21 protein-coding genes and 2 tRNA genes are annotated in these 24,515 nt (G+C 71.3%); 6 read left to right on the forward strand and 17 right to left on the reverse strand.

The features are described 5' to 3' along the window. Positions 1–72 precede the first annotated feature (72 nt). Both KDM41_00060 and KDM41_00065 read right to left on the reverse strand, forming a co-directional pair. Positions 73–1,584 carry a YifB family Mg chelatase-like AAA ATPase gene (locus KDM41_00060; protein ID MCB1181806.1) on the reverse strand — a complete coding sequence of 504 codons (1,512 nt, stop codon included), beginning with the start codon at positions 1,582–1,584 and terminating at the stop codon, positions 73–75. A 271-nt stretch (positions 1,585–1,855) separates the two neighbouring features. Continuing rightward, complete coding sequence (locus KDM41_00065; GenBank protein ID MCB1181807.1) at positions 1,856–2,026, reverse strand: DUF1931 domain-containing protein; 171 nt, start codon at positions 2,024–2,026, stop codon at positions 1,856–1,858. 294 nt (positions 2,027–2,320) lie between these two features. Between KDM41_00065 and KDM41_00070 the strand changes: the two genes are divergently transcribed. Beyond that, positions 2,321–3,688, forward strand: a complete 1,368-nt coding sequence (locus KDM41_00070; protein ID MCB1181808.1) for a dipeptidase — start codon at positions 2,321–2,323, stop codon at positions 3,686–3,688. A 74-nt stretch (positions 3,689–3,762) separates the two neighbouring features. Then, a tRNA-Glu gene (locus KDM41_00075) sits at positions 3,763–3,837 on the forward strand. Positions 3,838–3,899: 62 nt separating this feature from the next. On the opposite strand, the gene KDM41_00080 is transcribed toward KDM41_00075, so the two are convergent. The 9 genes from KDM41_00080 to KDM41_00120 form a co-directional block, all read right to left on the reverse strand. Next, entirely contained in the window at positions 3,900–4,814 is a 915-nt protein-coding gene (locus KDM41_00080; GenBank protein ID MCB1181809.1) for a PD40 domain-containing protein, read from the reverse strand. A 144-nt stretch (positions 4,815–4,958) separates the two neighbouring features. Continuing rightward, on the reverse strand, positions 4,959–5,969 hold the full coding sequence (locus tag KDM41_00085; protein MCB1181810.1) for a hypothetical protein: 1,011 nt from the start codon (positions 5,967–5,969) through the stop codon (positions 4,959–4,961). A gap of 380 nt (positions 5,970–6,349) precedes the next feature. After that, positions 6,350–7,810, reverse strand: a complete 1,461-nt coding sequence (locus KDM41_00090; protein MCB1181811.1) for a hypothetical protein — start codon at positions 7,808–7,810, stop codon at positions 6,350–6,352. A gap of 5 nt (positions 7,811–7,815) precedes the next feature. After that, positions 7,816–8,337, reverse strand: a complete 522-nt coding sequence (locus KDM41_00095; GenBank protein ID MCB1181812.1) for a hypothetical protein — start codon at positions 8,335–8,337, stop codon at positions 7,816–7,818. A 235-nt stretch (positions 8,338–8,572) separates the two neighbouring features. Beyond that, complete coding sequence (locus KDM41_00100) at positions 8,573–9,154, reverse strand: sigma-70 family RNA polymerase sigma factor (GenBank protein MCB1181813.1); 582 nt, start codon at positions 9,152–9,154, stop codon at positions 8,573–8,575. A gap of 100 nt (positions 9,155–9,254) precedes the next feature. Further along, complete coding sequence (locus KDM41_00105) at positions 9,255–10,793, reverse strand: hypothetical protein (protein ID MCB1181814.1); 1,539 nt, start codon at positions 10,791–10,793, stop codon at positions 9,255–9,257. Continuing rightward, positions 10,790–11,155 (reverse strand): DUF1844 domain-containing protein, encoded by a 366-nt coding sequence (locus KDM41_00110; protein ID MCB1181815.1) that lies wholly within the window; start codon positions 11,153–11,155, stop codon positions 10,790–10,792. Before KDM41_00110 ends, KDM41_00105 begins: the two co-directional genes overlap by 4 nt. After that, positions 11,152–12,189, reverse strand: coding sequence for a DUF21 domain-containing protein (locus KDM41_00115; protein ID MCB1181816.1), 1,038 nt, complete (start codon positions 12,187–12,189; stop codon positions 11,152–11,154). Before KDM41_00115 ends, KDM41_00110 begins: the two co-directional genes overlap by 4 nt. Continuing rightward, positions 12,186–13,445, reverse strand: coding sequence for an HlyC/CorC family transporter (locus tag KDM41_00120; protein ID MCB1181817.1), 1,260 nt, complete (start codon positions 13,443–13,445; stop codon positions 12,186–12,188). The genes KDM41_00115 and KDM41_00120 overlap by 4 nt, the downstream gene beginning before the upstream one ends. A gap of 249 nt (positions 13,446–13,694) precedes the next feature. Here KDM41_00120 and KDM41_00125 point away from each other — a divergent pair, with 249 nt between their 5' ends. Genes KDM41_00125 through KDM41_00135 form a run of 3 tightly spaced genes read left to right on the forward strand, consistent with a single transcriptional unit; the run spans position 13,695 to position 16,994 of the window. Beyond that, entirely contained in the window at positions 13,695–14,708 is a 1,014-nt protein-coding gene (locus KDM41_00125; GenBank protein ID MCB1181818.1) for a glycosyltransferase family 9 protein, read from the forward strand. After that, entirely contained in the window at positions 14,705–16,015 is a 1,311-nt protein-coding gene (locus KDM41_00130; GenBank protein MCB1181819.1) for a hypothetical protein, read from the forward strand. Before KDM41_00125 ends, KDM41_00130 begins: the two co-directional genes overlap by 4 nt. Before the next feature lie 22 nt (positions 16,016–16,037). Further along, positions 16,038–16,994, forward strand: coding sequence for a radical SAM protein (locus KDM41_00135; protein MCB1181820.1), 957 nt, complete (start codon positions 16,038–16,040; stop codon positions 16,992–16,994). Here the strand turns inward: KDM41_00135 and queC are convergent. Together queC and KDM41_00145 are read right to left on the reverse strand one after the other, a co-directional pair. After that, positions 16,985–17,662: a 7-cyano-7-deazaguanine synthase QueC gene (gene queC / locus KDM41_00140; protein MCB1181821.1), complete on the reverse strand. Its 678-nt coding sequence runs from the start codon at positions 17,660–17,662 to the stop codon at positions 16,985–16,987. The genes KDM41_00135 and queC overlap by 10 nt on opposite strands. Beyond that, positions 17,662–18,324 carry a radical SAM protein gene (locus KDM41_00145; protein ID MCB1181822.1) on the reverse strand — a complete coding sequence of 221 codons (663 nt, stop codon included), beginning with the start codon at positions 18,322–18,324 and terminating at the stop codon, positions 17,662–17,664. The genes queC and KDM41_00145 overlap by 1 nt, the downstream gene beginning before the upstream one ends. 57 nt (positions 18,325–18,381) lie before the next feature. Here KDM41_00145 and KDM41_00150 point away from each other — a divergent pair, with 57 nt between their 5' ends. Then, positions 18,382–19,626: a hypothetical protein gene (locus KDM41_00150; protein ID MCB1181823.1), complete on the forward strand. Its 1,245-nt coding sequence runs from the start codon at positions 18,382–18,384 to the stop codon at positions 19,624–19,626. A gap of 81 nt (positions 19,627–19,707) precedes the next feature. On the opposite strand, the gene KDM41_00155 is transcribed toward KDM41_00150, so the two are convergent. From KDM41_00155 to KDM41_00170, 4 genes are all read right to left on the reverse strand, one after another. Then, positions 19,708–21,333, reverse strand: a complete 1,626-nt coding sequence (locus KDM41_00155) for a hypothetical protein (protein MCB1181824.1) — start codon at positions 21,331–21,333, stop codon at positions 19,708–19,710. Positions 21,334–21,529: 196 nt separating this feature from the next. Further along, positions 21,530–21,607: transfer RNA gene (locus KDM41_00160), tRNA-Asp, on the reverse strand. Between the two features lie 79 nt (positions 21,608–21,686). Beyond that, positions 21,687–23,087 (reverse strand): glycoside hydrolase family 3 protein, encoded by a 1,401-nt coding sequence (locus KDM41_00165; protein ID MCB1181825.1) that lies wholly within the window; start codon positions 23,085–23,087, stop codon positions 21,687–21,689. After that, entirely contained in the window at positions 23,084–24,481 is a 1,398-nt protein-coding gene (locus KDM41_00170; GenBank protein ID MCB1181826.1) for a SpoIID/LytB domain-containing protein, read from the reverse strand. Before KDM41_00170 ends, KDM41_00165 begins: the two co-directional genes overlap by 4 nt. Between the last annotated feature and the right edge of the window lie 34 nt (positions 24,482–24,515).

Raw genomic sequence — 24,515 nt, forward strand, 5'->3', positions numbered from 1 at the left:
GCGTCGCGCGCACGACCACGGGGCGGCCTCCGGGCCGCCCTGTCGCGTTTCCGCTCCCGCCCCGCCTCGCCCTCACAGGCCGACCGCCTCGCGCCGGTAGGCCAGCGCCTCCCGCACGTGGTGCTCCCCGATCGCAGCGGCGCCGTCCAGGTCGGCGGCGGTGGCCGCCACGGCCAGACACCGTTCCATTCCGCGCAGGGACAGGCCCAGCGTCCGCCGGGACGTCTCGAGCAGGTCCGCGCCCGCCTGTTCCAGCCGTGCACGCGGATCCGGGCCCTCGGCCCGGGCGCGCCAGGCCCGCTCCAGATCGGCCCGGCAGGGCCGCACGCGCCAGTCGGGGCCCGCGGCGACAGGATCCGGCCCCGGGACCGCAACGGCCGCCGCGCCGACGAACGCGCCGTCCCACGCCCCCACCTCGACGAAGAGATCGATGCGGTCGAGCAACGGCCCGGACAGGCGCGCCCGGAACCGCTGGATCTCGGCGGGCGTGCAGGTGCACGGCACCGTTCCGCTGCCGAGGTGCCCGCATCGGCACGGGTTCATGGCGGCCACCAGCTGGAAGTCCGCCGGATACAACCGGGCGCCCCCGCCGCGGGCCACGGCCACGGTGCCGTCGCCCAGCGGCTCGCGGAGGCTGTCCAGCACCTGGGGCGCGAACTCCGTCACCTCGTCCAGGAAGAGCAGACCGCGGTGGGCGAGGGTCACCTCCCCCGGTCGCAGCGGGGCCCCGCCGCCGACGAGCCCGGCCCGGGTCACCGTGTGGTGGGGAGCCCGGAACGGCCGCGACCGGACCAGGCCCGTGGTCGGCCTGCCGCCGGCCGCGCCGTGGATGCGCGTCACTTCGAGGGCCTCGGCGGGCGTGAGGGGCCGTCCGAGCCGCGCCAGGCTGCGGGCCAGGCGGGTCTTGCCCGTGCCCGGCGGCCCGACCAGCAGGCAGTGGTGCCGGCCGGCGACCGCCAGCATGGCCGCCCGGCGCACATCCGGCTGCCCCTGCAGATCGGGCCACAGCGGCTGCGACGGTTCTGCGGGCTCGGTGGCGGCGACCGGGTGCCTCCCACCTGCGGGCGCCGGCCCGCCCTCCCACCACGCGGCGGCCTGGGCCAGATCGCGCACCCCCACCACTTCCGTCCCGGCGGCCAGGCGGGCCTCGGCCGCCTGGGCCCGGGGCACGACGATCGTCATCACCCCCTGGTCCCGCAGGGCCAGGACCAGGGCCAGCAGCCCCCGCACCGGTCGGACCTCGCCGAAGAGGGACAGCTCGCCGATGAAGGCGGCCCCGGTGCGGCGTGACGGCCCCAGCCGGACCTGCTTCCCCGCCGCCAGGATGCCCAGGGCGATGGCCAGATCGCTGGCCGCCCCGGATTTGCGCAGGCCGGCCGGGGCCAGGTTCACGGTGATCCGGCCGAGCGGCACGGTGCGGCCGCTGTGGCGCAGGGCCGACAGAACGCGCTCCCGGCTCTCGCGCACTTCGGCGCCCGGCAGCCCGACCAGGTGGAAGCCGGGCATCCCCCGCGTGATGTCGATCTCGGCCGTGACCACCACCCCGTCGATGCCGTCGAGCACCCCGGTGGCGACCCGGGCCATTCTCCTGGCGGCCATGGCCCCTCCTTTCCGCGCACAGCGCGAGGGGCACCGTGCAAGCGGGAAGCCGAACCGCGGACAGTCCCGACGGGGCCGCCCGGACCGGATACTCGCGCAGGAAGATCAGGGAGAGGTGGCCGCGAGGCGACCGTCGGGGGGAAACCGTCCCCGCGCGGCGCCACCGCGCGACGTCCGGGGGCAAAGGGAAACGGGAGCCCCGCGAGGCTCCCGTCGATTCCGAATCAAACCGGCCGTCGGGCCGGCCCACCTGCTCTTACAGGTCGCAGGGGCGGACGGTCTTGCGACCGTTCTCGACCGCGCGCTTCTCGGCGGCCTTGATCAGCTCGCGGACCTTGCCGTCCAGGGCGGAGTAGAACTCGCCGGACACGTTGCACTCCTTGACGGATTCCTTGGTCTTGCTCTTGCTGATGATCATGTCAGCCATTGGGGTCCTCCCTAGCTAGGTGGTTCTGCCCACGTCCCCCGTCGCGGAACGACGACGGCCGGCGTCGGCGGAAGAATTGGAATTCCAGCGCCGGAATCAATCCGTAGATTCAACGTCCCGGAGAACCGGGCGTCCGGCAAGCTGCGACACAATCGCCTCGACAGCGGTCCCTGTCAAGAGTAGTTTTCCCGGGTGAATACGACCGGAAACCGGCTGTCGAGCCCTCTGCAGCCGGAAGGGAATACACACCGCAATCGGCTCACAGTGCCCGAAAACTAGCAGAAGGAGCATTTCATGGCCAGCGAAAAAGTGCTCGCCTATCTCGACGCCCATCGCCAGCAGCACGTCGATCAGCTGGCCGCGTTCCTCCGCATCCCGAGCATCAGTTCCGTGTCCGCGCACCAGCCGGACATCGCACGCGCCGCCGACTTCGTCGCCGCCGAGCTGCGGGAACTGGGTCTCGCGGTGGAGAAGATCGACAAGGGCGGACACCCCCTCGTCTACGCCGAGACCGAGCAGCGTCCCGACCGTCGCACCCTCCTTTTCTACGGACACTACGACGTGCAGCCGGTCGATCCCCTCGATCTGTGGGACACGCCGCCCTTCGAGCCGCGGGTCGAGAACGGCGTGATCTACGCGCGCGGGGCCTGCGACGACAAGGGGCAGGTCTACGCCCACTTCAAGGCCCTCGAGGCCTACGTGCGCGCAGGTGTCGAATTGCCGGTGAACCTCAAGTTCATCATCGAGGGCGAAGAGGAGTGCGGCGGCCACAGCATCTACGAGTACACCGAGGAGAATCCCGCCAAGCTGGCCTGCGACGCGGTGGTCATCTCCGACACGACCCTCTACAACGAGACGACACCCGGCATCTGCTACAGCCTGAAAGGGCTGGCGTACATGGAGATCCGGCTCGAGGGCCCGGCCATGGATCTCCATTCCGGCAGCTACGGCGGCACCGTGCAGAATCCGGCCAACGCCCTGGCCGAGATCGTCGCCCGGCTGAAGGATGCCGACGGTCGATGCCTGGTTCCCGGCTTCTACGACAAGGTGCTCGACCTCGATCGGGACGAGCGCGACGGCTTCGCCGCCCTCGGCTACACCGACGAGATCCTGCTCCAGGAGACGGGCGCCTGCGCCCCGTTCGGCGAGAAGGGCTACACCACGCTGGAGCGCATGTGGGGCCGACCGACGTGCGACGTGAACGGCCTGGCCAGCGGCTACGGCGGCGAGGGCGCCAAGACGATCATCCCGGCCAAGGCCCTCGCGAAGGTGTCCATGCGCCTGGTGCCGAACCAGGATCCCGCCGAGATCGCGGCGGCCTTCACCCGCTACGTCCACGACATCGCGCCGGCGGGGGTCAAGGTCGAGGTGATCGACCACCACGGCGCCAAGCCGGTGCTCGTCCCCCGCGATTCGGACATGGTCCAGGCCGGCATGCGGGCCCTGGAAATGGGCTTCGGCGCCAAGCCCGTCTTCATCCGCGAGGGCGGCTCGATCCCGATCGTGGGCACGTTCCAGGCCTGCCTGAAGGCCCCGGTGCTGCTGCTGGGCTACGGTCTGGCGACCGACAACATCCACTCGCCCAACGAGAAGTTCCACCTGGAGAACTTCTGGCGGGGCGCCCGCACCACGGCCGCCCTGTTCGCCGAAGCGGCGCGCTAGGGAGGCGACGGGCCCGTCTCGCGCCATTTGACATCCGGACGGGCCCGCACTAGTTTTTGGCGCTGAAGCTCGGCGTCCCCGTCGTCTAGTGGTTAGGACACCGCCCTTTCACGGCGGCAACACGGGTTCGATCCCCGTCGGGGATGCCAAATACGAAACGGCCGCTTCCTCCGGGAAGCGGCCGTTCTTCGTTCGCCGTTCCGCCGACGGATCACTCGACCGGGATCCACCACAGGTTCGGTTCGTTGGCGCCGAAGGAGCCGTACACGATGGTGCGGCCGTCGGGCGACCAGCGCGGCCAGTAGCCGCCGGTGTCGGTCACCATGCGGACCTTGCCTCCCGTCGCGGCGACCACACCGATCTCCATGGTGCCGTTCACCATGGCCTCGAAGGCGATCCGCGCCCCGTCCGGCGACCACGAGGGATGCCCTTCGTAGCCCGGCAGCGGCGTGATCCGGTGCATCTCGCCACTCTCGAGATGCAGGATGTGGAGCGCCACGCTGCCCGCGTCCAGGTTCGCCTCGAAGACGATCTCGGTGCCGTCCGGCGACCAGTCGGCCGACCGGTGGTACACGCCGTCGTCCGACTTGGTCAGGCGCTCGGCTTCGCCGCCGGCGACCGGGGAGGCCCAGAGGTCGGTGCCCAGGCGCCGCTCCCGGTTCGACTCGTAGACGATCCGGGTGCCGTCCGGCGACCAGGCCGGACTGCCGTCGTCGCCGTCACCCGAGGTCAGGGCGGTCGGGGCCGCCCCCGGGGTGGTGAGGTCGAGGATCCAGATGTGCTTGCGGCCGTCCCGGTCGGACTCGAAGACGATGGCGCCGCCGTCGGGCGCCCAGTAGGGCGAGCTGTCGAAGGCGGGGTCGCTCGTCAGGCGTTCGGCATCGCCCCCGGCCGCCGGCATCCGCCAGAGATCCCGGTTGCCGTCCACCTCGGCTTCGAACAGGATCCACTGCCCGTCCGGCGAGTAGATGGGATTCGCCTCGAAAACGTCGTCGTTGGTGGTCAGCTGCACGGCGTCCGGCAGACGTGGGGCGTCGGCCGCCACGGGCGCGTCGTCCCCGCTGCAGCCGGCCAGCGTTCCCGCCAGGAGCAGCAGTGCCGCCCCCCTCATCAGATGCATGTTCATGTCCCGGTTCTCCTGTCGTCGGGGTGTCCACCCCGGATCCAGCATCTTCCGGACCGGCCGGCCGGTCCCCGAGGGTGCCCGCCGGCGGTCATCGGCACGTGTGGCGAGAGTCGGTGAAGGCGGCGGGCTGGGGCCCGCCCTGGCTCACCGGACCAGGTTGACCGATCCCTTCGCGACCAGGCCGTCCACGCGCAGGACGTAGAGGTAGAGCCCAGACGAGGCGGCGCCGCCGGACTGGTCGGCTCCGTTCCACTGGACGGTGACCCGACCGTTGGCCACGTGGCCCCCGGCGATGGTCCGCACCAGGGCGCCACGGATGTCGTACACCCGCAGCTCGATGGACGAAGCCGCACCGACCGAACCCGGCACGGCCATCGCGATGGTCGTCAGGGGATTGCAGGGATTCGGGTAGGCGGTGGCCTGCTGCGCGGTCGGGCCGGCAGGCCGGTCCGACAGGAAGGAGACGAGCAGTTCCCGGAGCCCCGCGACCCGCTCAGGCAGGGCGAGGTCGTGGTTCTCGATGCTGTTGGTGGCGGTCGCCTCGGGGCCGCCGAACAGGTGGCGCAGATCCTCGGCGAGGATCTCCCGGGCGCGGTCGGCGTGGTCGGCGGTCGCGCCGTTGAGCACCGGGTCGAGGCCGCGGAGGGTCAGGTACTGCTTCCAGCGGGCGGGGTCGCTGTCCACGAACGCCCAGGTGAGCACGTGGCCCATCTCGTGGGTCGCGATGTAGGCCTGGGTCGAGACGGCGACGGGCCCGGTGCCCGGCGCGAGGTAGATCCCGTCCTGGCGGGCGAAGCTGCTGCCCACTTCGCTCGGCGTCAGGGGCAGCAGATAGACGTTCACGTCGACGAGGGCGTGGAAACCGCCCATGGCGCCGAGGGCTCCGTCGACCACGTCGAGGTCGAACGGCACGAGCTTGTCCGGATCACCCGCGAGCACGACGGTGCCGTTGCGGGTCACGATCTCCACTCCACCCGGCACGTCGCCGGATTTCATGGTGCCGAGGATCTCCCCGGGCCCGTAGATCGTGGCCCGGATCCCGTTGGCGTACGACCGCACCTCCACCGCTCCGGCGCCGGACGCCGCCACGAACAGCAGCGCCGCGACCAGGCCGGCCGCTCGCTTCATCGTGGTGGAGAATCCCCTGTGCGCCATGATCGTCCCTCTTGCGGTCGTTTCGGCCCGGTCCGGATACGATGCGCCCCGCCGCGCCTCCGCCTCCGTCTTTGCGAACAAACTCGCAGCATTTGTGCCTAAATATCAAAAATATCCGACAGGCACAGCCGTGCCGCGGAGGAATCCCTTCCTCAAACGGATGTTCCTACAGGGCAGGAAGTTGCGAGGTTGGACACCGCCCGGACACGGCACCTGGACCCGCACCGGTCGCCGCGTTGTTGGGCAAACACGCGCTCGCACCGGGCCAATGTGTGGATATTTCCCCGTTTTGCGGGAATTTTTCCTCACCTATCAAGATAGGGAAATGGACGGAAGTTGTCCAGTGCGGGACTCCGACGTGGCAACGGAGGCGAGGGGGATCAGGCCCCGGTCGGGCGCAGCCCGAAGCGGCTGTGCACCAGCGCTCCCAGCCCGAACACATAGGCGGCGATCTTGATGGTCATGCCCAGGACGACCACCAGGGAGGCCAGGGTCTCGGGACTGCCGATCAGGCCCAGCAGCGAACCCACGAAGCTCACGACGTGCAGGGCGGTCATGCCGACCACCACCACCAGCCAGGGAGCGTGGCAGCGCCCGCCGAGCCGGCGGCAGATGAGGTCGCCGAGCACGGCGCCCACCACGGCCACGGCCAGGACGGCCGCGATGGCCAGGACCACCGCGACGAGCAGGGCGAGCGGCAACCCGATGACCGTGATGATCAGGACCGCCATCAGGACGGCCACGACCACGTGGCCCCCGAGCGCCACCAGGACACCCAGGCCGAAGCTCGCGGACGGCGCCCCGGTGAGGGCTCCGACAACGACCTCGAAGCGGCGCCGCGGTGTCGCCACGACGGCTACGACCGCCAGCAGCAGCGTCAGCAGGAAGAGGCCCTGGCTGATGAGGAAGGTCAGGCCATCGTGGCGGAAGAGCCCCTGCCACCCTTCGCCGCGTCCGCGATTCAGGGGGTCGATGGCGACCACGTCGTCGACGGTGGCCCCGGGATCCTGGTCCAGGTAGCCCCCGGCCGTCACCACCGAGCCCGTGACTTCGGCCCCGTCATCGAGCAGCAGGTTGCCGAACACGGTGACCACCGCGCCATCGACCCGGCCGGCCACCTGCGCATTGCCGAAGATGACCACCACGTTGCCCCGGACGTCCTCCTTGGCGGAGATCTGCACGTCCTGCCACACCTTGACGATGTTGCCGTTGATGATGCGGCGCGCCGGCGGGGGCGGTTCGGGCCGGAAGCCCTTCCAGTCCCACCGCTTGGCGTGGTCGAAGCCCGTGGAATCGGGCAGGTCGTTCAGGATGACCTGGGTGAAGGCCTTGAGGCCCTGGCTGACCTGGTCGTCCAGATCTTCGGGCACGTTGAAGACGATGCCCTCGCCCTCCTCGTTGAGGAAGGAGATGCGGTTGTCCTTGATCTGCAGTTCCATGCGGGCCAACTGCTTGGCGACGCGGTCGATGGCTCCCGTCAGGTCGTCGACGCTCTGTTCGATCATCTCGCGCCGGGCCGGTGTGATCGCCAGGACGCCACCCTGACCGGTCAGGGAGTCCTTCAGCGCACTGATCATCTCGGAATAGATCCGGATCTCGGAGAGGAGGGAATCCCGCTCGGCGAGGCGGACTTCCGCCGGAGGCGCTGCGGGTGCCCGGGGAACGTCCTCGGTGCGGGAAACTTCGGCCACCGTCCCGGCCCTTGCCGACAGCACGAGGCCCTGGACCGACAGGCCCAGGGCCAGCAGGAAGATCAGGTCACGGCGACGCGGGATCAGGGAAATGCGGTTCCCGCTGGAACCGCCGACCGGTCCGGCGCCTGCCCCGCAATCCTGCGACATCGCTGTCAGCCTTCCGCCCTTCGCAACGCGACCACTCTGCGCCCCAACCCCTGGGCCCGGACCAGCAGTTCCGGCACCAGGCCCGCGGCGACCACGACGGGCCACCAGGCAGGGACCTCGAACGCCGCGGCCGCAACGACCGCGAGCAACGAAGCGGCGACGCCCACGAGGCGGGTCGCCGGCGAACGCACCACGGCCGGGAGGAAGTGCTCCTCCAGATAGACCGGGACCCGCTCGCGACGGAGCGGTTCCATGGCGCGGTAGGCAGCGTAAGGGACGGAAGCGAGGATTGCATCATCAAAATCGGCGGGCACCTCGCGCGCCGGCAGGCTGTCCAGCATGTGGAACAGGCCCTGCATGGCCGCGTGCTCGTCTGCGCAGCCCGGACAGTCCCTCAGGTGCAGAAAGATCCGGAGCGACGCCTTCTTCTCGAGGGTGCCGTCCAGGTATTCCTGAAGGCCGGTCCGGCAATCGTCGCACCCGCAGGGGGCGTCGTCGCGACCGGTGTCCAGTTCCTTGCCGTTCATCTCGGCTCCTTCTTCCCCACCGTCCGGCCCGTCGGGGGGCCATGGGATGTGACGGCGGTTCCGGAAATCGTTTGAGGGGGGAAGCGAGGCGGAACTTCCACTCCGCTTCACCCCCTTATGGGACAGGTGTCGTATCCCCCGACAATGACATGATCACCTGTCTGATCCCCGTCTACGCCCACTCCGGGGCTTTGTTGCACCGGTTCTCCGAAAATCCGAAAAAAAACCGGCCTCCTCAGATGTCGTAGGAGCGCACGGCCAGCAGCTGCTGGATCTGCTGCCGGGCCCGGTGGATCCGCGCCTTGACCGTGCCCAGGGGCAGCGACAGGGTCTCGGCGATCTCCTCGTAGCTCATCTGCTGGTCGTGGCGCAGCAGGGTGATGGCCTTGTAGTGCGGCGGCAGCGCGTCGATGACCTCCTCGAGGCGCTCGAGGGCTTCCTTGCGCTGGATCACGGTATCCGGCTCCGGCCCCGGCGACGGCAGCTGGAACTCGAATTCCTCGCCGTCCTGGCCCACGCCGGCATCGAGCGACATGAAGCGCAGGCGGTTGCGCCGCAGGTGATCGATGCAGTGGTTGGTGGCGATGCGGAAGAGCCAGCTGCTGAAGGCGTAGTTCTCGTCGAAGCGGTCCAGGAGGGAGAAGACCTTGATGAAGACCTCCTGCCCCAGGTCGCGGGCATCCTCGGCGTTGCGGGTCATCCGGTAGCAGAGGTTGTAGATGGGCCCCCGGTAGCGCCCGAGGATCTCGGCGAACGCGTCCTCTTCGCCCCGCTTGCAGCGGCGGATCGTCTTGAGATCCTGTTGGCGGTCGAACATGGGGCCTCCGCGGGGTGCGGACCGGGGTCGCCGGCCGGGCGACCGCCGCGGGTGTGCGGCGGCGTCGAGCGAGGAAGATAGGCCGCAGGGCCGCCCCGGGTCAACCCGCGGCGCCATCCTCGGCGGCCGGGGGCAGGTCGGGACAGCCGTCGTCGTCGGCCTGCCCGTCGTAGTCCTCGGCCTCGTCCGGACAGGCGTCGTCCGCATCGGGGATGCCGTCGAGGTCGTTGTCGTCCTCGGGGCAGCCGTCGTCGTCCTCGAATCCGTCCACGTCCTCGGCCTCGTCGGGACAGGCGTCGTCCTGGTCCTCGATCCCGTCGCCGTCCCGGTCGGCGAAGTCGTCCGGGCAGCCGTCGTCGTCGGCGCGGCCATCCACGTCCTCGGGTTCGTCGGGACAGAGATCGTCGCGGTCGGGAATGCCGTCGCGGTCGTTGTCGCGGTCGGGCACCCCGTCCTCGTCCTCGAAGCCGTCGTAGTCCTCGGGATCGTTCGGCGCCTCGTCGACAACGTCGGGCACGCCGTCCATGTCGTTGTCCGGATCGGGGCAGCCGTCGGCATCCTGGAAGCCGTCGATGTCCTCGGCTTCGTCCGGGCAGCGGTCGTCCCGGTCGCGGACCCCGTCGCCATCGCGATCGGCCCCGCCGAAGCCCCACTGACGGGAGAAGCCGACACTCATCACGTGGTCCGGGAAGGCGGGCCACCACGACGTCCCTTCGTCGTCGTCCGCGAGGCTGACCAGATAGTCCCCCTGCACGGCCCACCCCTCCACCACGCCCCAGCGGAGCCCCGCACCCAGGAGGCTCAGCTGTTCGGAGTCCCCGACCGTGTCGTTGCCGCGGAAGCGCGAGCGGGTGTACTCGACCCAGAGGCTGGTCGTGCCGGCGCGGAACTCGAGGGCGAGAGCCAGGTCGTCGGTGTCGTTGGCGCCCTCGCCTCCGGCCACGGCCGCCGGCTGGTAGCGGGGCGGCCAGGGCTGGAACGTGTCCTCGCCCCAGCCGAAGCCGGCCTCCTCGGCCCGGTTCCAGGTGCGCCCGTAGTTCAGGTGCAGGCGCATTTCGGGCAGGGTGGCGTGGGTCCAGAAGCTGAAGGTCAGCGCGGCGGCCACCCGCGGCGAGAAGACGCCCTCGGACAATCCGGCGCCGGCATCGCCCACCGGGAGGTTGCCGCCGCCGATGAGGGCCGCGTGGACCGATTCGCCCACCAGCCCCCTGCCGGCCACGACCTCGAAGCGGCCGTCGGCCAGCCCCGAACCCGACTCCGGGATCCACTCGCGGCCGCCGGACCAGGTCCGGTACGGCACCTCGCCCCAGACGTGGAGCCAGGGCAGCAGCCCCGCCTCGAGGCTGGCCGTCACGTCGCGCTGCGAGATGCGGTAGAGGAAATCGTCGAGGATGTAGACCGTGCTGCCGTTGTGGAACTGCAGGCCGAAGGTGAACAGCCCGTCGGGCGGCAGCTTGGCCGACGTGGCCCGCGTCAGCCGGACCGAATCCTGATGCGGCGACGGGTCGCGACCGGCCGGGCCCGCGATGGGCGGCGGCGGGACCACGTCGTCCTGGGCGGCCGCCGGCCCGATCCCGCCCAGCAGGAGGGTCACGGCCAGGGCCGCGAGGCATCCGGACTGCCGACGCGCGTTCCTCAAGATCCGGCGCCGTCCACGGGAGGCGCGTCCGGCCCGTCGGCGGGAGCGGCCGCCGCCGGATCCGCGGCGTCGTCCGCGGCCTGCCCGCGCCGGCTCTTCTTCAACTCGTCCATGTAGTTGAGCTGGATGTCCATGACCGCCCCGTCGAGGGTGCGCAGCAGGGCCTCGGGCGTGTCGGTGCGGCACTTGGCCTTGAGCATCTCCAGGACGTCGATCGTCGCACGCGCCTGGTCGAGGTCGACGGCGGTCTCGCCGGTCGCGGGATTCTGGATCTTCCCCAGTTGCTGCATGGCGGCCGCCTGCAGGCTGAAAACCAGGCCGGCCAGCACGTGGTCGTGCCTGCTCAGTTCGCCTTGGCTCATGATGCCTCCTCGGCTGGAACGGGCCGGGTGAGGGCACCCAGCCCATGGTCGAATTCGTCGCGGATCGAGCCCATGACCCGCTCGATCAGGTCTTCAAGGGTGACGAGGCCCCGCGGGTTCCCGGCGGCGTCGACCACCACGGCCACCTGGCGGCCGCGGGCGCGCATGTCCTCGAAAAGTTCGTACGGCGACATGCGTTCGTCCACCAGCAAAAACGTGCGCCACAGCTTCCGCGGCACCGGCCGCTCGTGCTCGTCCCGGGACAGGAAGATCAGGTCGCGGACCAGGACGTAGGCCTGCAGGTCGCGGCCGTCCTCGCGCGAGATGGGCAGCCGGCTGAAGCCCGAGCGTGCCGCGACACGGAGGCACTCGGCCACCGTCGCGTCGGGCCCCACGTGGACCACCGCGTCCAGGGGGCGCAGGATGCCGGTGAGGGGATGGCCGGCCAGTTCGAGGAAGCGGTCGAGGGTCTCGGCGAACCGGCGGTCATCGGTGCCCGGCGTCGGGTTGGCGAGCAGGAGCGCGGCCAGATCGCGGCGGTCCATGCCCTGGATGCGGGCGTCGTCCTCGGGCAGGATGCGCCGCCACAGGGCGGTGTAGCCGCGCAGCAGCCACCGCACCGGCGTCAGCAGAACCATGGCCACGGCGACGATGCCGGCCGAGCGGACGGCCAGGCGTTCGGGGAATTCGCGGTAGAGGACCTTGGGCACGATCTCGCCCAGCAGGATGATCACCACCGAACTGACGATGAGACTGAGCCACTCCCCATGCTCGCCGAAGCGCGCGGTGAGGGCCGCGGTGACGACCGCGGTGAAGAGGACGTTGAAGAGGTTCGTGCCGATCAGGCAGGTGAGGATCGGGTCCTCGATGTTGCGGAGCTGGGACAGGAGGCGCGCGATGGAGCGGCCGTCCGGATCGGGCGCGCGACGCAGCCGGATGCGGCTGACGCTCATGTAGCCGGTTTCGGCGCCGGAAAAGAACGCCGTCGCCGCGAGGCTCACGCCCAGGACGAGGATCAGCTGGAGCGTGCTCACGACTCGCCGCCCCCTTCGCCGGCCCGCTCGGCGGCGAGCAGCGTAACTTTCACGCGGTCGACCCGGTGCCCGGTCATCTCGAGCACCGTCAGGCGCGCCTCCGGGAGCGTGACCCGGTCGCCCGGCGCGAGCACCCGCCCGAGGGTCGTCATCATGTAGCCGGCCACCGTGACGTAATCGCGGCTCGGGGGCAGGCGCAGGTCGCAGGCCTCCTCGAGTTCGCGCAGATCGGTGCGGCCGCCGATGACCCAGCGCCCGCCTCCGAGGGGCACGACCTCCTCGCCGCGGCCGGCGGTGTCGGCCACCGGACCGAGCAGCGCCTGCAGGCAGTCGGCCATGGTCACGATGCCCGTGTAGTCGCCGTGCTCATCGACGACGGCGGCCAGGTGGGTGCCCCCCGCGCGCATCTCGTCCAGGAGCGCGGCGACGTCCTTGCTCTCCGGCACGTACAGCGGCTCGCGCAGGGGCCCGAGCAGCGGCTGCTCCGGCACCGGGTCATGGGCCAGCAGGTCCTTGAGGTGGAACAGACCGCGCGGGCGGTCGTCGTCCGGGCCCGTGACCAGGTAGCGGTTGAAGCCGGCGCGCCGGGCGGTGGCCAGGATCTGGCGCAGGGACATGTCCTGCCGCAGGACGACCACCTGCGTGCGGGGCGTCATGATCGCCGCCACCTCGAGGTCCTCGAGCAGCAGCAGGCGCGCGAGACTGCGGCCCTCGGTCTCGGTCAGGGTGCCTTCGGCGACGGCCATGTCGCAGGCCGTCTGCAGCTCGGCCATGGACAGGGGCACCGACCCGGTCTGGTCCAGGGGCAGGGCGCGGACGAGGCCCGAGGTCAAGGCGCCGATGACGCGCACCAGGGGGCCGGTGACCAGGAGCCAGATCGTCAGCGGCGGCTGCCCGAGCACGGCGGCGCGTTCACGGAAGCGCAGGGCCAGCATCTTCGGGGTGATCTCGCCGAAGAGGAGCAGGGCCACCGTGACGACGGGCACCGCGATGACGACTCCGTTGGCGCCGAACCACGCCAGGGCCAGGCTCGTCGCCACGACGCTCGAGGCGATGTTCACCAGCAGGTTGCCGATCAGCAGGGCCGAAAGCAGATCGTGGGACCGGCGGAGCAGCTCGGCCACCTTGCGGCCGGCGCCGCCTCCCTGCCGCCCGAGGCGGGCCAGATCGGCCGGCCCGAGGGAAAAGAACGCCGTCTCGGTGCCTGAGAAGGCGGCCGAGAGGGCGAGCAGGATGATCAGCAGGACGAGTTCCATGGCCGGGGCCCTCCGCGGGCGCGGCGGCGCCCCATGCCCGCGGGACCGATCCCGCGGCGCGGCGGGATCGTAACGTCTGTCCGGCCCGGCGGCAAGGAGCGCCTCGCGAATCCGGCGCCGCCGGACCGGCCCCGCCGGACTTGCCCCCGCCGGGCCGGAAAACCATTTTCCCCCATCGGCTTTGTGGGTATGATGCCCCTCCGGCCTCCGCCCGATCCCCGCGCCCTGCGGCGCCCGAGGAAAGGTCCCATGCGCGAGATCCTCGTCATTCGCTTCGGCGCCCTGGGCGACCTGTGCGTGCTCGGCTGGGCCCTGGCCCGCCTGGCCGACCGCTCGGGCCCCGGCCGCGACCGCGTCACGCTCGTGACGAAGGCCGGCTTCGCGCCGCTCATGGCGCGCATGCGGGGCGTGGACGAGGTGCTGGTCCTGCCGGAAGACGAATCCGGCGGACTGCGCGAACTCGCCGACCGGATCGGGTCCCGCCGCTGGGATCTCGTGATCGACGCCCACAACATCCTGCGGTCGCACCTGCTGCTCGGCCTGCTGGGCCGACGGCCCGACGCGCGCCTGGCGAAGGACACCGCAGCCCGCCTGGCCTTCATGACCTTCGGCCGGCCCTCGCCCCGCCTCGACCTGCGCATGCTCGACCGCTTCGATGAGGCCCTGGATGCGGTGGTGCCGGTCGGGACGGTCGGCGACCCGACCCGGCCGCCGTGCGAGCCGGACACCCCCACCCCGCGGGATGCCGGGCTGCTGGGGCTTGCCCCGGGCGCTCGCTGGGACACCAAGCGCTGGCCCGAGGCCGGCTTTGCCGAGGTCCTGGCGGCCCACCGTCGAGAGGGCGGCCGCGTGCGCATATTCCTCGGCCCGCGCGAGGAGACCTGGTACGAGGGCAGCACGCTGGCCCGGGCCGCCGGCGGCGACACCGGCGTGGAAATCGTGCGCGACGCCGACCTGCCCGGCGTCGCGGCGGGTCTCGCCGGCGTGGGCGCCCTGGTGACCAACGACAGCGGCCTGCTGCACGTCGCCGAGGCGGTGGGCACCCCGGTCGTGGCGTTGTTCGGCCCCACGGTCAGGGAGTTCGGCTACTTCCCGCTGCTGCCGACGAGCCGGGTCCTGCAGAGCGACCTGGCGTGCCGCCCCTGTTCCCGCAACGGCAAACGGGCCTGCCACCGGGGCGATCTGGCCTGCCTGGTCGGCATCGCGCCCGGGGCCGTGTCCGCGGCGGCGGCGGCGGTGCTGCGGGGGGAGGTGCCGGCATGAACCGAGCACCGGGATTCCCCCTGCGCCTGTACCGGTCGCTGAGCCCGGCGCTGATCCGCGCGGCCGAACTCGCGGCGCCCTGGATGCCCAAGCTGGCCGCCGGAGTGGCCGGACGCCGGGGCCTCATGGAGCGTCTGCTGGCGGCGGCCCCGGCGGTGCGTGGCGGCGTCTGGTTCCACGTGACCTCGGTCGGGGAGTACGAGCAGGCGCGACCGGTGATCGCGGCCATCCGGGCGCGGCACCCCGCACTGCCCGTCGCGGTGACCCACTTCTCGCCGTCGGGCTACGAGTTCGCCCGACGGCGCCCGTGCGCCGACCTGCACGACTACCTGCCGTTCGACGACGCCGGCGACATGAAGCGGCTGGTCGCCGCGTGGCGGCCCCGGCTCCTCGTCTTCGTGAAGTTCGACTGCTGGCCGAACCAGGTGCTCGCCGCGGATGCCGCCGGGGTGCCGGTGGTGCTGCTCGCGGGCAGCCTGCAGCCCGGCAGCGCCCGCCTGCGGCCTGCGGCCCGCCCCCTCTTCCGCGACATGTTCGACCGTTTCGCCCACATCGGGGTGTGCACCGAGGAGGACCGCCGCCGTTTCGTCGCCGATCTCGGCACCGGCGCGCCCGTCACGGTGACCGGCGACACGCGGGTCGAGCAGGTGATCCTGCGCTACGAAGCGAGCGAGGATGGCGCCACCTGCGCGCGCCTGCGGCAGTGGGGCGGACGTCTGCTCGTCCTGGGCAGCACCTGGCCGCCGGACGAGAACCTCTGGCTGCCCGGGCTCGGCCGACTGCTCGCCGATTTTCCGGACCTGCGCGTGGTGCTCACTCCCCACGAACCCCTGCCCGAGCGCCTGCAGGCCCTGGCGACCGCCCTCGACGGGGCCGCGATCCCCCACGTGCGCCTTTCGGCCCTCATGGAGGGTGGCGACGTTTCGCCCGCCGACCCCACGCGGGTCGCGCTCGTCGATTCGATCGGGGTGCTGGCGGAAATCTACCGGGCGGGCCATCTTGCCTACGTGGGCGGCAGCTTCACGACCGGGGTCCACAACACCATGGAACCGGCGGTGGCCCGCATGCCCGTGCTCTTCGGCCCGCGCATCGGCAATGCCGAGGAGGCGGGCGAACTCGTCCGGCGCGGCGCCGGCTTCGTGCTCGAGACGCCCGCGGCGGCCGACGCCCGGGCCCGGGAACTGCTCGGCACGGCCGGGGAACTGGAACGCCGCGGCGAACTGGCCCGTCGGGTCGTGCTCGACCAGCGCGGCGCCACGGCCCGCAGCCTCGCGGCCATCGCCCCCTACCTCGGCGCGCCCGCGTGAACCCGTCCCCAGGAGGACCGCCTTGAGACCCGACCAGGCCAACGCCACCACCCTCGACTCGTCGCTGCCCCTGGCCCGCGAGGGCGCGCGCTGGCGCATGCCCTACCTCGAGCGGCCGCGCTACATCCAGATGGAGACGGTCACCAAGTGCAATGCCAAGTGCCCGTTCTGCCCCCAGAACGAGATCGTGCGTGATCCGGCCCGCATGCCCGAGGCGACCTGGAAGAAGATCGTCGACGACACGCGGGGCTGGGGCATCACCTACCGGCCCTTCCTGACCAACGAGCCCTTCGTCGACAAGCGGCAGCCCGAGATCGTGCGCTACATCAAGGAGAACGACCCCACGGCCCGGGTCGAGTTCAACACCAACGGCGAACTGATGACCGAGAAGCTGGCGATCGAACTGCTCGAGGCCGGCGTGGACATCATGCGCTTCAGCATCGACGGCTTCAGCCCCGAGACCTACGAGCCCTCACGGGTGGGGATCAGGTACGGGACGGTGCTCGAGCGCACGGTGCGCTTCCTCGAACTGTGGGACGAGGGCGGCTACCGGGACAAGGTCTTCACGGAACTGCGCATGATCGAGGTGCCGGAGAACCGCCACGAGATTGCGGCCTACCGCGACTTCTGGGGGCCGAAGTGCACCGAGGTGCTCGTCACCCAGATGTACCAGTGGCCCTGGACCGGGCAGAAGCCCGAGGACGTGGTGCTCAAGCCCTGCCTGAAGGTGCTGGACGAGATGTTCTTCTACACCGACGGCAACGCGACCATCTGCTGCTGGGACGTGCACGAGAAGGCCGTCATCGGCAACGTGAACGAATCCTCGGTGACGGAGATCTGGGAGGGCTATGCGGCCCAGTGCCTGCGGGGCATCCTGGACGACGGGCGGCGCGACCTGATCCATCTCTGCAGTCGCTGCAACGCCTACGAAGGCTACGACTTCTCGCGGTTCGAGGTCGACGGCGGCGCTCAGCGGTAGGGAATCGGGTCGGCGACGCCGGCCGCGGCGAACCCGCGCAAGCGCAGGCGACAGCTCTCGCACGCACCGCACGCGCGGTCGGACTCCGTGTAACACGACCACGTCAGGTGCAGCGGGGCCCCGAGTTCGAGGCCCCGCCTGACGATGGCCCCCTTGTCCAGGGCGATCAGCGGGGTGCGGATGGCGATGCGGGTGGCGGGCTTCGTGCCCGCGTCGATGGCGGCGGTGAAGGCGTCGTAGAATTCCCGTCGGCAGTCCGGGTAGCCGCTGCTGTCCTCTTCCACCGCCCCGATGTAGAGCGCCCCGGCACCGATGACCTCGGCCCAACTCGCGCCGACGCACAGGATGTGCGCGTTGCGGAAGGGCACGTAGGTCGAGGGGATGCCCCCGCTGCCGTCGGGCAGTCCGGTCTCCACGGGAAGCGCCGCGTCGACCAGGGACGAGCCGCCGATCTCGCGCAGGTAGGAGATGTCGGCCACGAGCCGCCGCGCGAGGCCGTAGTGGTCGGCCAGGGCATGGAACGCCTGCAACTCGCGCGCCTCGGTGCGCTGGCCGTAGTTGATGTGCAGCGCGGCGACTTCGTGGTCGCGCACGGCCTCGGCGAGGCAGACGGCCGAGTCGAGGCCGCCGCTGACCAGGGCGATCACCAGGGGACGCGCGGCCGCCATCACACGCCCCTCGCGACGTCGGGCCAGACGGCCTTGTGGAGCTGGATCTGGAAGTCGGCGTCGAGGCCGTCGGCCAGGATCCAGCCCGCCAGTTCGCGCGCCGCCAGGGCACCGTGGGCCGGCGAGAAGCAGACGCGGGCTGCCGGCGGGATGCGTTCGCCGGCCCGGACGATGTCGCGCCCCCACTCGTAGTCGGCGCGGTCGGCGCAGACGATCTTCACGTCGTCGGCCGCGCCGAGGCCCTTGAGCCCGTCCCAGTCGATGCGATCGGCCGGGATCGCGCTGGCCGGCGCCTTGAGGTCGACGATGCGGTGCACGCCGGCGGGAACTTCGGCGAGGGCGAGCATGTTGGGCGGGCCCAGGGTGCCGCTGGTCTCGAGCAGCACGGTGCGGCCGTCGTCGAGCAGGACCTCGCAGAGCGGCACGAGATCGCGCTGCAGGAGGGGCTCGCCGCCGGTCACCAGCACGGTGCGAAAGCCGTGGTCGCGGACCGCCGCCGCGACGTCGCCCACGGTGAGCGACTCCCCGCCGCTGAAGCTGTGGGCCGAGTCGCACCAGGCGCAGCGCACGTGGCAGCCCGTCAGGCGCACCAGCGTGCAGGGGCGGCCACTGAAGCGTGACTCGCCGCAGATGGCCGGATATATTTCATTGATCAGGAGCATGGCCTGCCGATCATCGGTGGTCGCGCCTCGTGGGGCGCCACAGACTGGAGTGACGAGTTGCGTAAGATAATCCATCGTTCGGGGCGGCACAACAGGCCCGCCCGAGGGCGCTCCACGGTTCTCGCGGCCGCGGTCGCGATCCCGCTCATTCTCGCCGGCTGCGATCAGGGCGGCCGCGACGAGGCCGCCGGTGGTCGTGCCGGGGCGTCCGGCGCCGGTCCCGCCGCCTGCGGCGTCACCGTCGACGGGAGCGCCTGGACCGGCTTCGTGCCCCTCGCCGACAGCATGGCCGCCGGACACGGCGTGCCGCGGGCCGAGCTCGAAACCTGGGCCGCCCTTCCCGCGGTGGCCGCCTGGCGCCGCGTGCAGACCCCCAACTCCCCCACCGCGGGGAACGTGGCGAACTGGCTCGAAGCGGCGTGGTGGGACGAACTCGGCCGCACCGACGCGCACAAGGCCAACGCCAACCGGTCCGAGTTCCGCCGGACCTATCGCTACAGCCAGGAGCAGCGGCAGCGTATCGACGGCCTGCTCGCCGAATTCACCGCCGGCGATGCCGCCTGCCGCATCCATGACCTCGCCGCCTCGTGGGTGGCACCCGAACGGATGCCTGCCGGCTGGCGCCTCGTCTTCCTGCCGAATCGGCCGGAGGTCCGCGTCGAGGAATCCGAGATCTTCGTGGACACGGGTCTGCTCGCGGCCAGCGGCATCGACCAGACGGTGCGGCATGTGGCCGCCCTGCTCTACCGCAACCGCGAGGCCCTGCCCGGAGAGAATCCGCTCCAGATGTCCGGCGCCGATGCCGTTGCCGAGAGCTTCCGGATCATCATGAACGAAGGCGTCGCCAGCCACATCGAACAGACCGAAGGCATCCACTTCTCACCCGACCATCCGACGCTCGGTTCGGTGCGCATCATTCCCGAGGACTTCTTCGTGAAGGCCCGCGACACCATCGAGTCGTTCCCGACGGCCCTCGGGCCCCTGCTCGGCGACCGGACCCAGATGGTCGCGCGGGGCGAGAGTTTCGCCCGCCGCCTGGCCGGCGGCAACGCCTTCACCGGCACCGGGCTCGCCATGGCCGCGGTGATCAGCCACCATGCCGGCGAGGACGAACTCCGCCGGGTGCACCGTTCGCCGGCCGCATTCCTGGCGGCGTTCCAGGCCGCGGCGTCCCGCAATCCCGTCCCGCCGCCGACGGCCGGCGCACCGGGCGTCGACCTCGTCGAGACGGTGCCGCCGCTGGCGCCGGAGATCTACGAGCCCCTCCAGGCCCTGCTGGCCGAGAAATTCCCGGCGCCCTGACCGCGCCGGAACCGCCCGTGACGAAGGGAGGCGGGCCCCACCGGGGGCCCGCCTCAGCCATATCCGACAGCCGGCATACCGCTATTCGTAGCGGGTGAAGACCGGCTCGATGTCGACCGGGATCCCCTCGAGCTTCTCCAGGGCCTGGGCCAGGACCGGCGCCATGCCCCCGTAGCGTGCGATGAAGGCCTGGGACGCCGCGTAGTCGCCTTCCGCCTGGATGATGCAGATGTCCCGCACCAGATCGGCGATCGCGCGTTCGAAGACCGGCACGTCGATGCGGAAGGTGCCGGTGGCCGCGTCGTGCCCGATGGCCTTCTTCTCCACGAGGTAGTTGAACTGGATGGCGTTGGCCTGGCCGTGGGCCTCGGCGATGCCGAAGCGCACCGAGCGGAACAGCCCGGCCAGGTAGGTGGCCGCCTGCTCGGCCAGGATGTTCCCGGAGAAGTAGCCCCGGCCGGCGCGGGTGAGCACGAAGATGTCCCACTCGCCCATGGCGTCGGCCTTGGCCTCCTCCATGGTCGAGTAGGTGTCCTTCAGTTCGAGGCGAACCTCGGTCTCGCGGCCGCCGACGGTGATCTTGCCGGGGCCGAGGCCGTGGCTCATCTCGTGCCACAGCGTGTGCAGGAAGAACGACTCCGCGGTGAGGTTGCCGACCTGGTCGGCCGCCACGAGCTTCTCGGCGATGGGCACCAGGATCTGGTCGAACTTGGCCTTCATGACGTTGCGCAGCAGCACCTTCTTGCTGCCCTTGGCCTCGCGGACGCGCTCGTCGTTGGGCAGGTTGAAGGCGATGGTCTGGATGCCGGCGCGCGTGTCGCCGCCGGAGTAGACCTCGTCGACGACCCGGATCGGCGAGTCGCTGCCCCGGTCGAGGTTCTTGTGCTCGTCGGGGATCGGCAACTGGCGCTCGAGCCACGGCAGCTCGTCCTTGAACGCGGCCAGGCGTTCGCTCTCGACCGGATCGGTCACGGTGACGAACGACTCGAAGGACGCCTTGTAGCCGAAGAGGCCGTCCTCGTAGGTCTCGTAGGGGCCGATCGTGATCTCGACGGCGCTGTCGAGATCCATCCAGAGCATGTCCGACGCATAGTAGTCGTCGCTGAGGAAGGCGTCGGCCCGGCTGCGGAGGAACGCCTGCAGGCTCGCGTTGTCCGTCAGGTCGGCCGCTTCGCGCAACAGATCGGCCGCGGCGGCCAGCTCGCTGGCGAAGAATTCCGAGTAGGGAATCGCCTGCAAACGGCCGTCGACCCGCCGGACCATGGTGAACAGATCGTCCAGCCCGTTCCCGCCGGCGCCGATCGCGTCCTTCTCCGCTGCGGTCAGGTCGCGCGGGTAGAAGTTGGCGCCTTCCGGATGGGTCCAACTCCCGACGAACGGCTCGGAGTGGAAGCGGCGATCCCAGGGTCCGACGTTGATGCGGAAGTAGCGCTCGACCTCGGCCCGCTCGGCCGCGGGCAACGTCGCGATGCGCGCGGCGATCTCCGCGCGGCAGGGTGTCGCCTGGCGGGCGAAGATGTCGTTCATGATGCGGCTGGCGGCGACGAGCTTGTCGAGCACCTGCACGTCGACAGCCGAGAGGTGCGAGATGTCCGGCGAGAGTTCGGTGGGCACGTAGCCCGCGAGGCGCGTCGACAACTCCGGACTGATCGCCAGATCGCCCTCGGCGACCCAGGCGCAATCCTCGGCGGGGGTGTTCTCACTCATCCGGGCTCCTTCTTGCGAGCCGCAGCCCGCCGCGAGCGCGGCGACGAGCAGCAGGGACCAGGCGATGCGGGACATCTGGGGCTCCTTGGGCTGGAGGGGGGCGGGGTTCCGGGCGCCACTCTAGCAGAGTCGGGAACGAAAAAAAACCGCGACCCGGGGGTCACGGCGGCGGCGCGCAGAGTCGGCATGAAGTGCGTGGCGGGAGCGACGAGACTCGAACTCGCGACCTCCGGCTTGACAGGCCGGCGTTCTAACCAAACTGAACTACGCCCCCGCCGGGACTTTAGCGAAGCCGCAATATAGCGACACCCCGTGGCGCTGTCAAATTTTGTTTTCCGGGCCGGTGGCGTCCGTCAGGGGTCCCGGAACAGGTCCTCGGGAGCGATGTCCGCGAGGTGTCCAACCCGCCATCCCGCAGGCAGATACGACCGCAGCGAGGCCGGCAGGGACGGGTGTCCGAGAGCCAGCGCCACGCCTTCCCTGGCGAGTCCCGGATCCGGCCTTCCGGACGGGTCGAGGGGCCGGTGCGAGCACACCAGCAGACGGGTCGCGGCGCCGGCGGGCGCGGTCGCGTCCCCCCACATCCGGACCCTGCGGAACCGGGCGGTCAGCAGGTCGCCCAGGAGTTCCCGCGTCGTGCCGCGATCACCCCCGGCCACCTGCCAGCGGTCGCCGACCGTGGCGTCCCACCACAGCAGGTCGGCACCCCGATCTCCGAACCCGGCGCCCGATGTCCGCCAGGCCCGCTCGCGGACCCGGGCCCAGGCAGGAGCTTCCGGCAGTGCTGCCGAGCGGCCGGACGGCGCCACTCGCCGCGTCGCGGGCGGTGCCGTTTCCCCGGCCACGGGCCAGGCGGCGAGGGGCAGACCCCGGACCAGGAACCGGTCGCATCCGGCATCCGCCAGGGCTTCGAACCAGGTCAGGGGCAGCACGGTCGGTTCCAGCAGGCCGCGGGGCGCGCCCGGGACCACGACGCCCTGCGCGGCCAGCGCCGGACGCAAAGCCCCCATGGTCACGTCGTCGGCGAACAGCAGCGGCCGGGCGCCGCCGGCGCCGAGCCGCGCCCGGGCCTCGGCGAGATGCCCCCCGTCGAGGGTCGCCGGCAGGCCGGTCTCGCCCACGCCCACGTGACCCACCATCACCGCGTCGGCCCCGGCGTTCAGGCCGGCTTCGAACGGTGCGGCGAGAGCGCCCGCCCCCGCCGCCGCCGTCGTTTCGTGGGTGTCTGCTTCGCTGCCCCCGTGGCCGGGCCAGTGCTTGAGGCAGACCCGGACCCCGCCGTCCACGAGGCCGGTCACGGCCGCGACCACCTGCCGCGCCACCCGGCCGGGATCGTCGCCGAAGGCGCGGCTGCCGATGACCGGATTCCGGGGCGCGACCAGGACGTCGGCCACGGGCGCGAGCACGCGGTCGACGCCCACCGCCGCCAGGCGACGGGCGGTTTCGGCGTGCACGTCGGCCGTCAGGGCGGCGTCGTCGAGGACACCCAGGGTCCAGGCCGCAGGCGGCCGCCCCACCGCCGCGGCCAACTGCGACACCGGTCCCCCTTCGTGGTCCGCCATGATCTCCAGCCCGGGACAGAGCTCATGCAGATCCTGACACAATTTCGACAACTGACTATATTCAATACAATTACGGGAGAACAGGATCACCCCAGCCGGCCTGTGCAAGGCCAGCCAGGCGCGCTCCTCCGCGCTCGGCACCGGCCCGCCGAGACCCACGACGAGGCGCCGTGCGAGATCGGCCGCGCTCACGGCGCGCCCCCCGCACCGGCCGCCATGAGACGGGCTCCCGGATAGTAGTGGGCGAGGATCTCGGCGAATGTCTGGCCCCGGGCGGCGCGCGCGAGGGCTCCGGTCTGGCACAAGCCGATGCCGTGGCCGTACCCGCGACCGCGGGTGGCGACGCGCGTCAGGCGCGTGCCGTCGCGCTCCAGCTCCAGGTCGAACAGCGCGCTCCGCATGATGAACGGGTGCCCGCTCACCGGGCGCAGCACCCAGCGCGTCCGGTCGCCGCGCACCGTGTACACGCCCGCGTCGGTGCTGATCTCCAGGGCGGCCACGCGCCCGCTCGTGGTGCGGTCGGTGATCTCCAGATTCCAGACGCGGCCGGGACGGCGGGCGTTGCTCGCGCCGCTGCGCGGCGTGAAGACCGGACCGGCCCACGCCTGCCGCTGGGGGCTCTCCGCGAGCCAGTCCAGGTACTCGGGCAGGGTCTCGGCGACGATGTCCTCGAGCTGGCCGATGGTCCAGGTCTCGCGCCAGTGGAAGTGCGCGGACTCGGCGCAGTAGGCGGCGCTCCCGTCGTCGGGCACATCGTTGGCCACGGCGAGGTAGGGCCGTCCCCCGCGGGCCCACACCTCCTCGATCGCGCTCGAGACACCCCCGCAGCATGCCGAGTAGTAGGCCTCGATCTCCTCGTCTGCGTGCCGGAGAACCAGGCCGGCCGTGGAGTCGACCGCCTCGTTGCAGCGCGGGTCCTCGCCGTCGGCACCCTTGTAGACCTGGTCCATGACGCTGGCGAAGAGATCGAAGCCGCGCTCGCGCCGGGCGCCCAGGTGGGAGACGGTGTAGGTCCGGGCCGCGATGGCCTGGGCCTGGAGGGCCGCCATCTTCTCGGGTCCGTGGCGCCCGATCTCCCAGGGCACGACCCCCTTCAGGTACGACTCCAGATCGACCGCGTTGACCAGCGTGAGGCCGCCGCCCCGCGGCGACCCGAAAACCTGCAGCTCGCCCCGGTACTCGTGCTCGCCATGGTGGACCCGGGTCGACACGTCGTTCGGCCGGAGCACGATGTTCTCCGCCCGACCCGATCCGGACGGCGTGCGCCAGCGGACCACGGCACCGTCGCGGCCGAGGGTGACCTTCTCGCCGCCACCCAGATCGGCCAGCAGACGGCCGTCGGCGGCGTCGAGCAGCCGCGCCGGCCCCAGGCCGGAGACCACGAGTTCGTCGGCGTTCTCGACCAGGCCCACCCCCAGCAGGGCCGGGACGCCCGGCTCGGGGCGGGTCTCCGGCGGGATGCGGGGGCCGGTGGCGACGGGCGGCACGCGTTTGGGGCCGGCGCAGCCGGACAGCGCGCCGAGCAGGCCGCACGCGACGAGCACGGGCGCCAGTCCGCGGCGCGGCCATGCCGAGATCCTTCTCATGGCACTTCTCCTGGCTCTCCTCAGGATGAAAAAG

This window comes from bacterium (assembly GCA_020440705.1).
Classification (GTDB): domain Bacteria; phylum Krumholzibacteriota; class Krumholzibacteriia; order LZORAL124-64-63; family LZORAL124-64-63; genus JAGRNP01.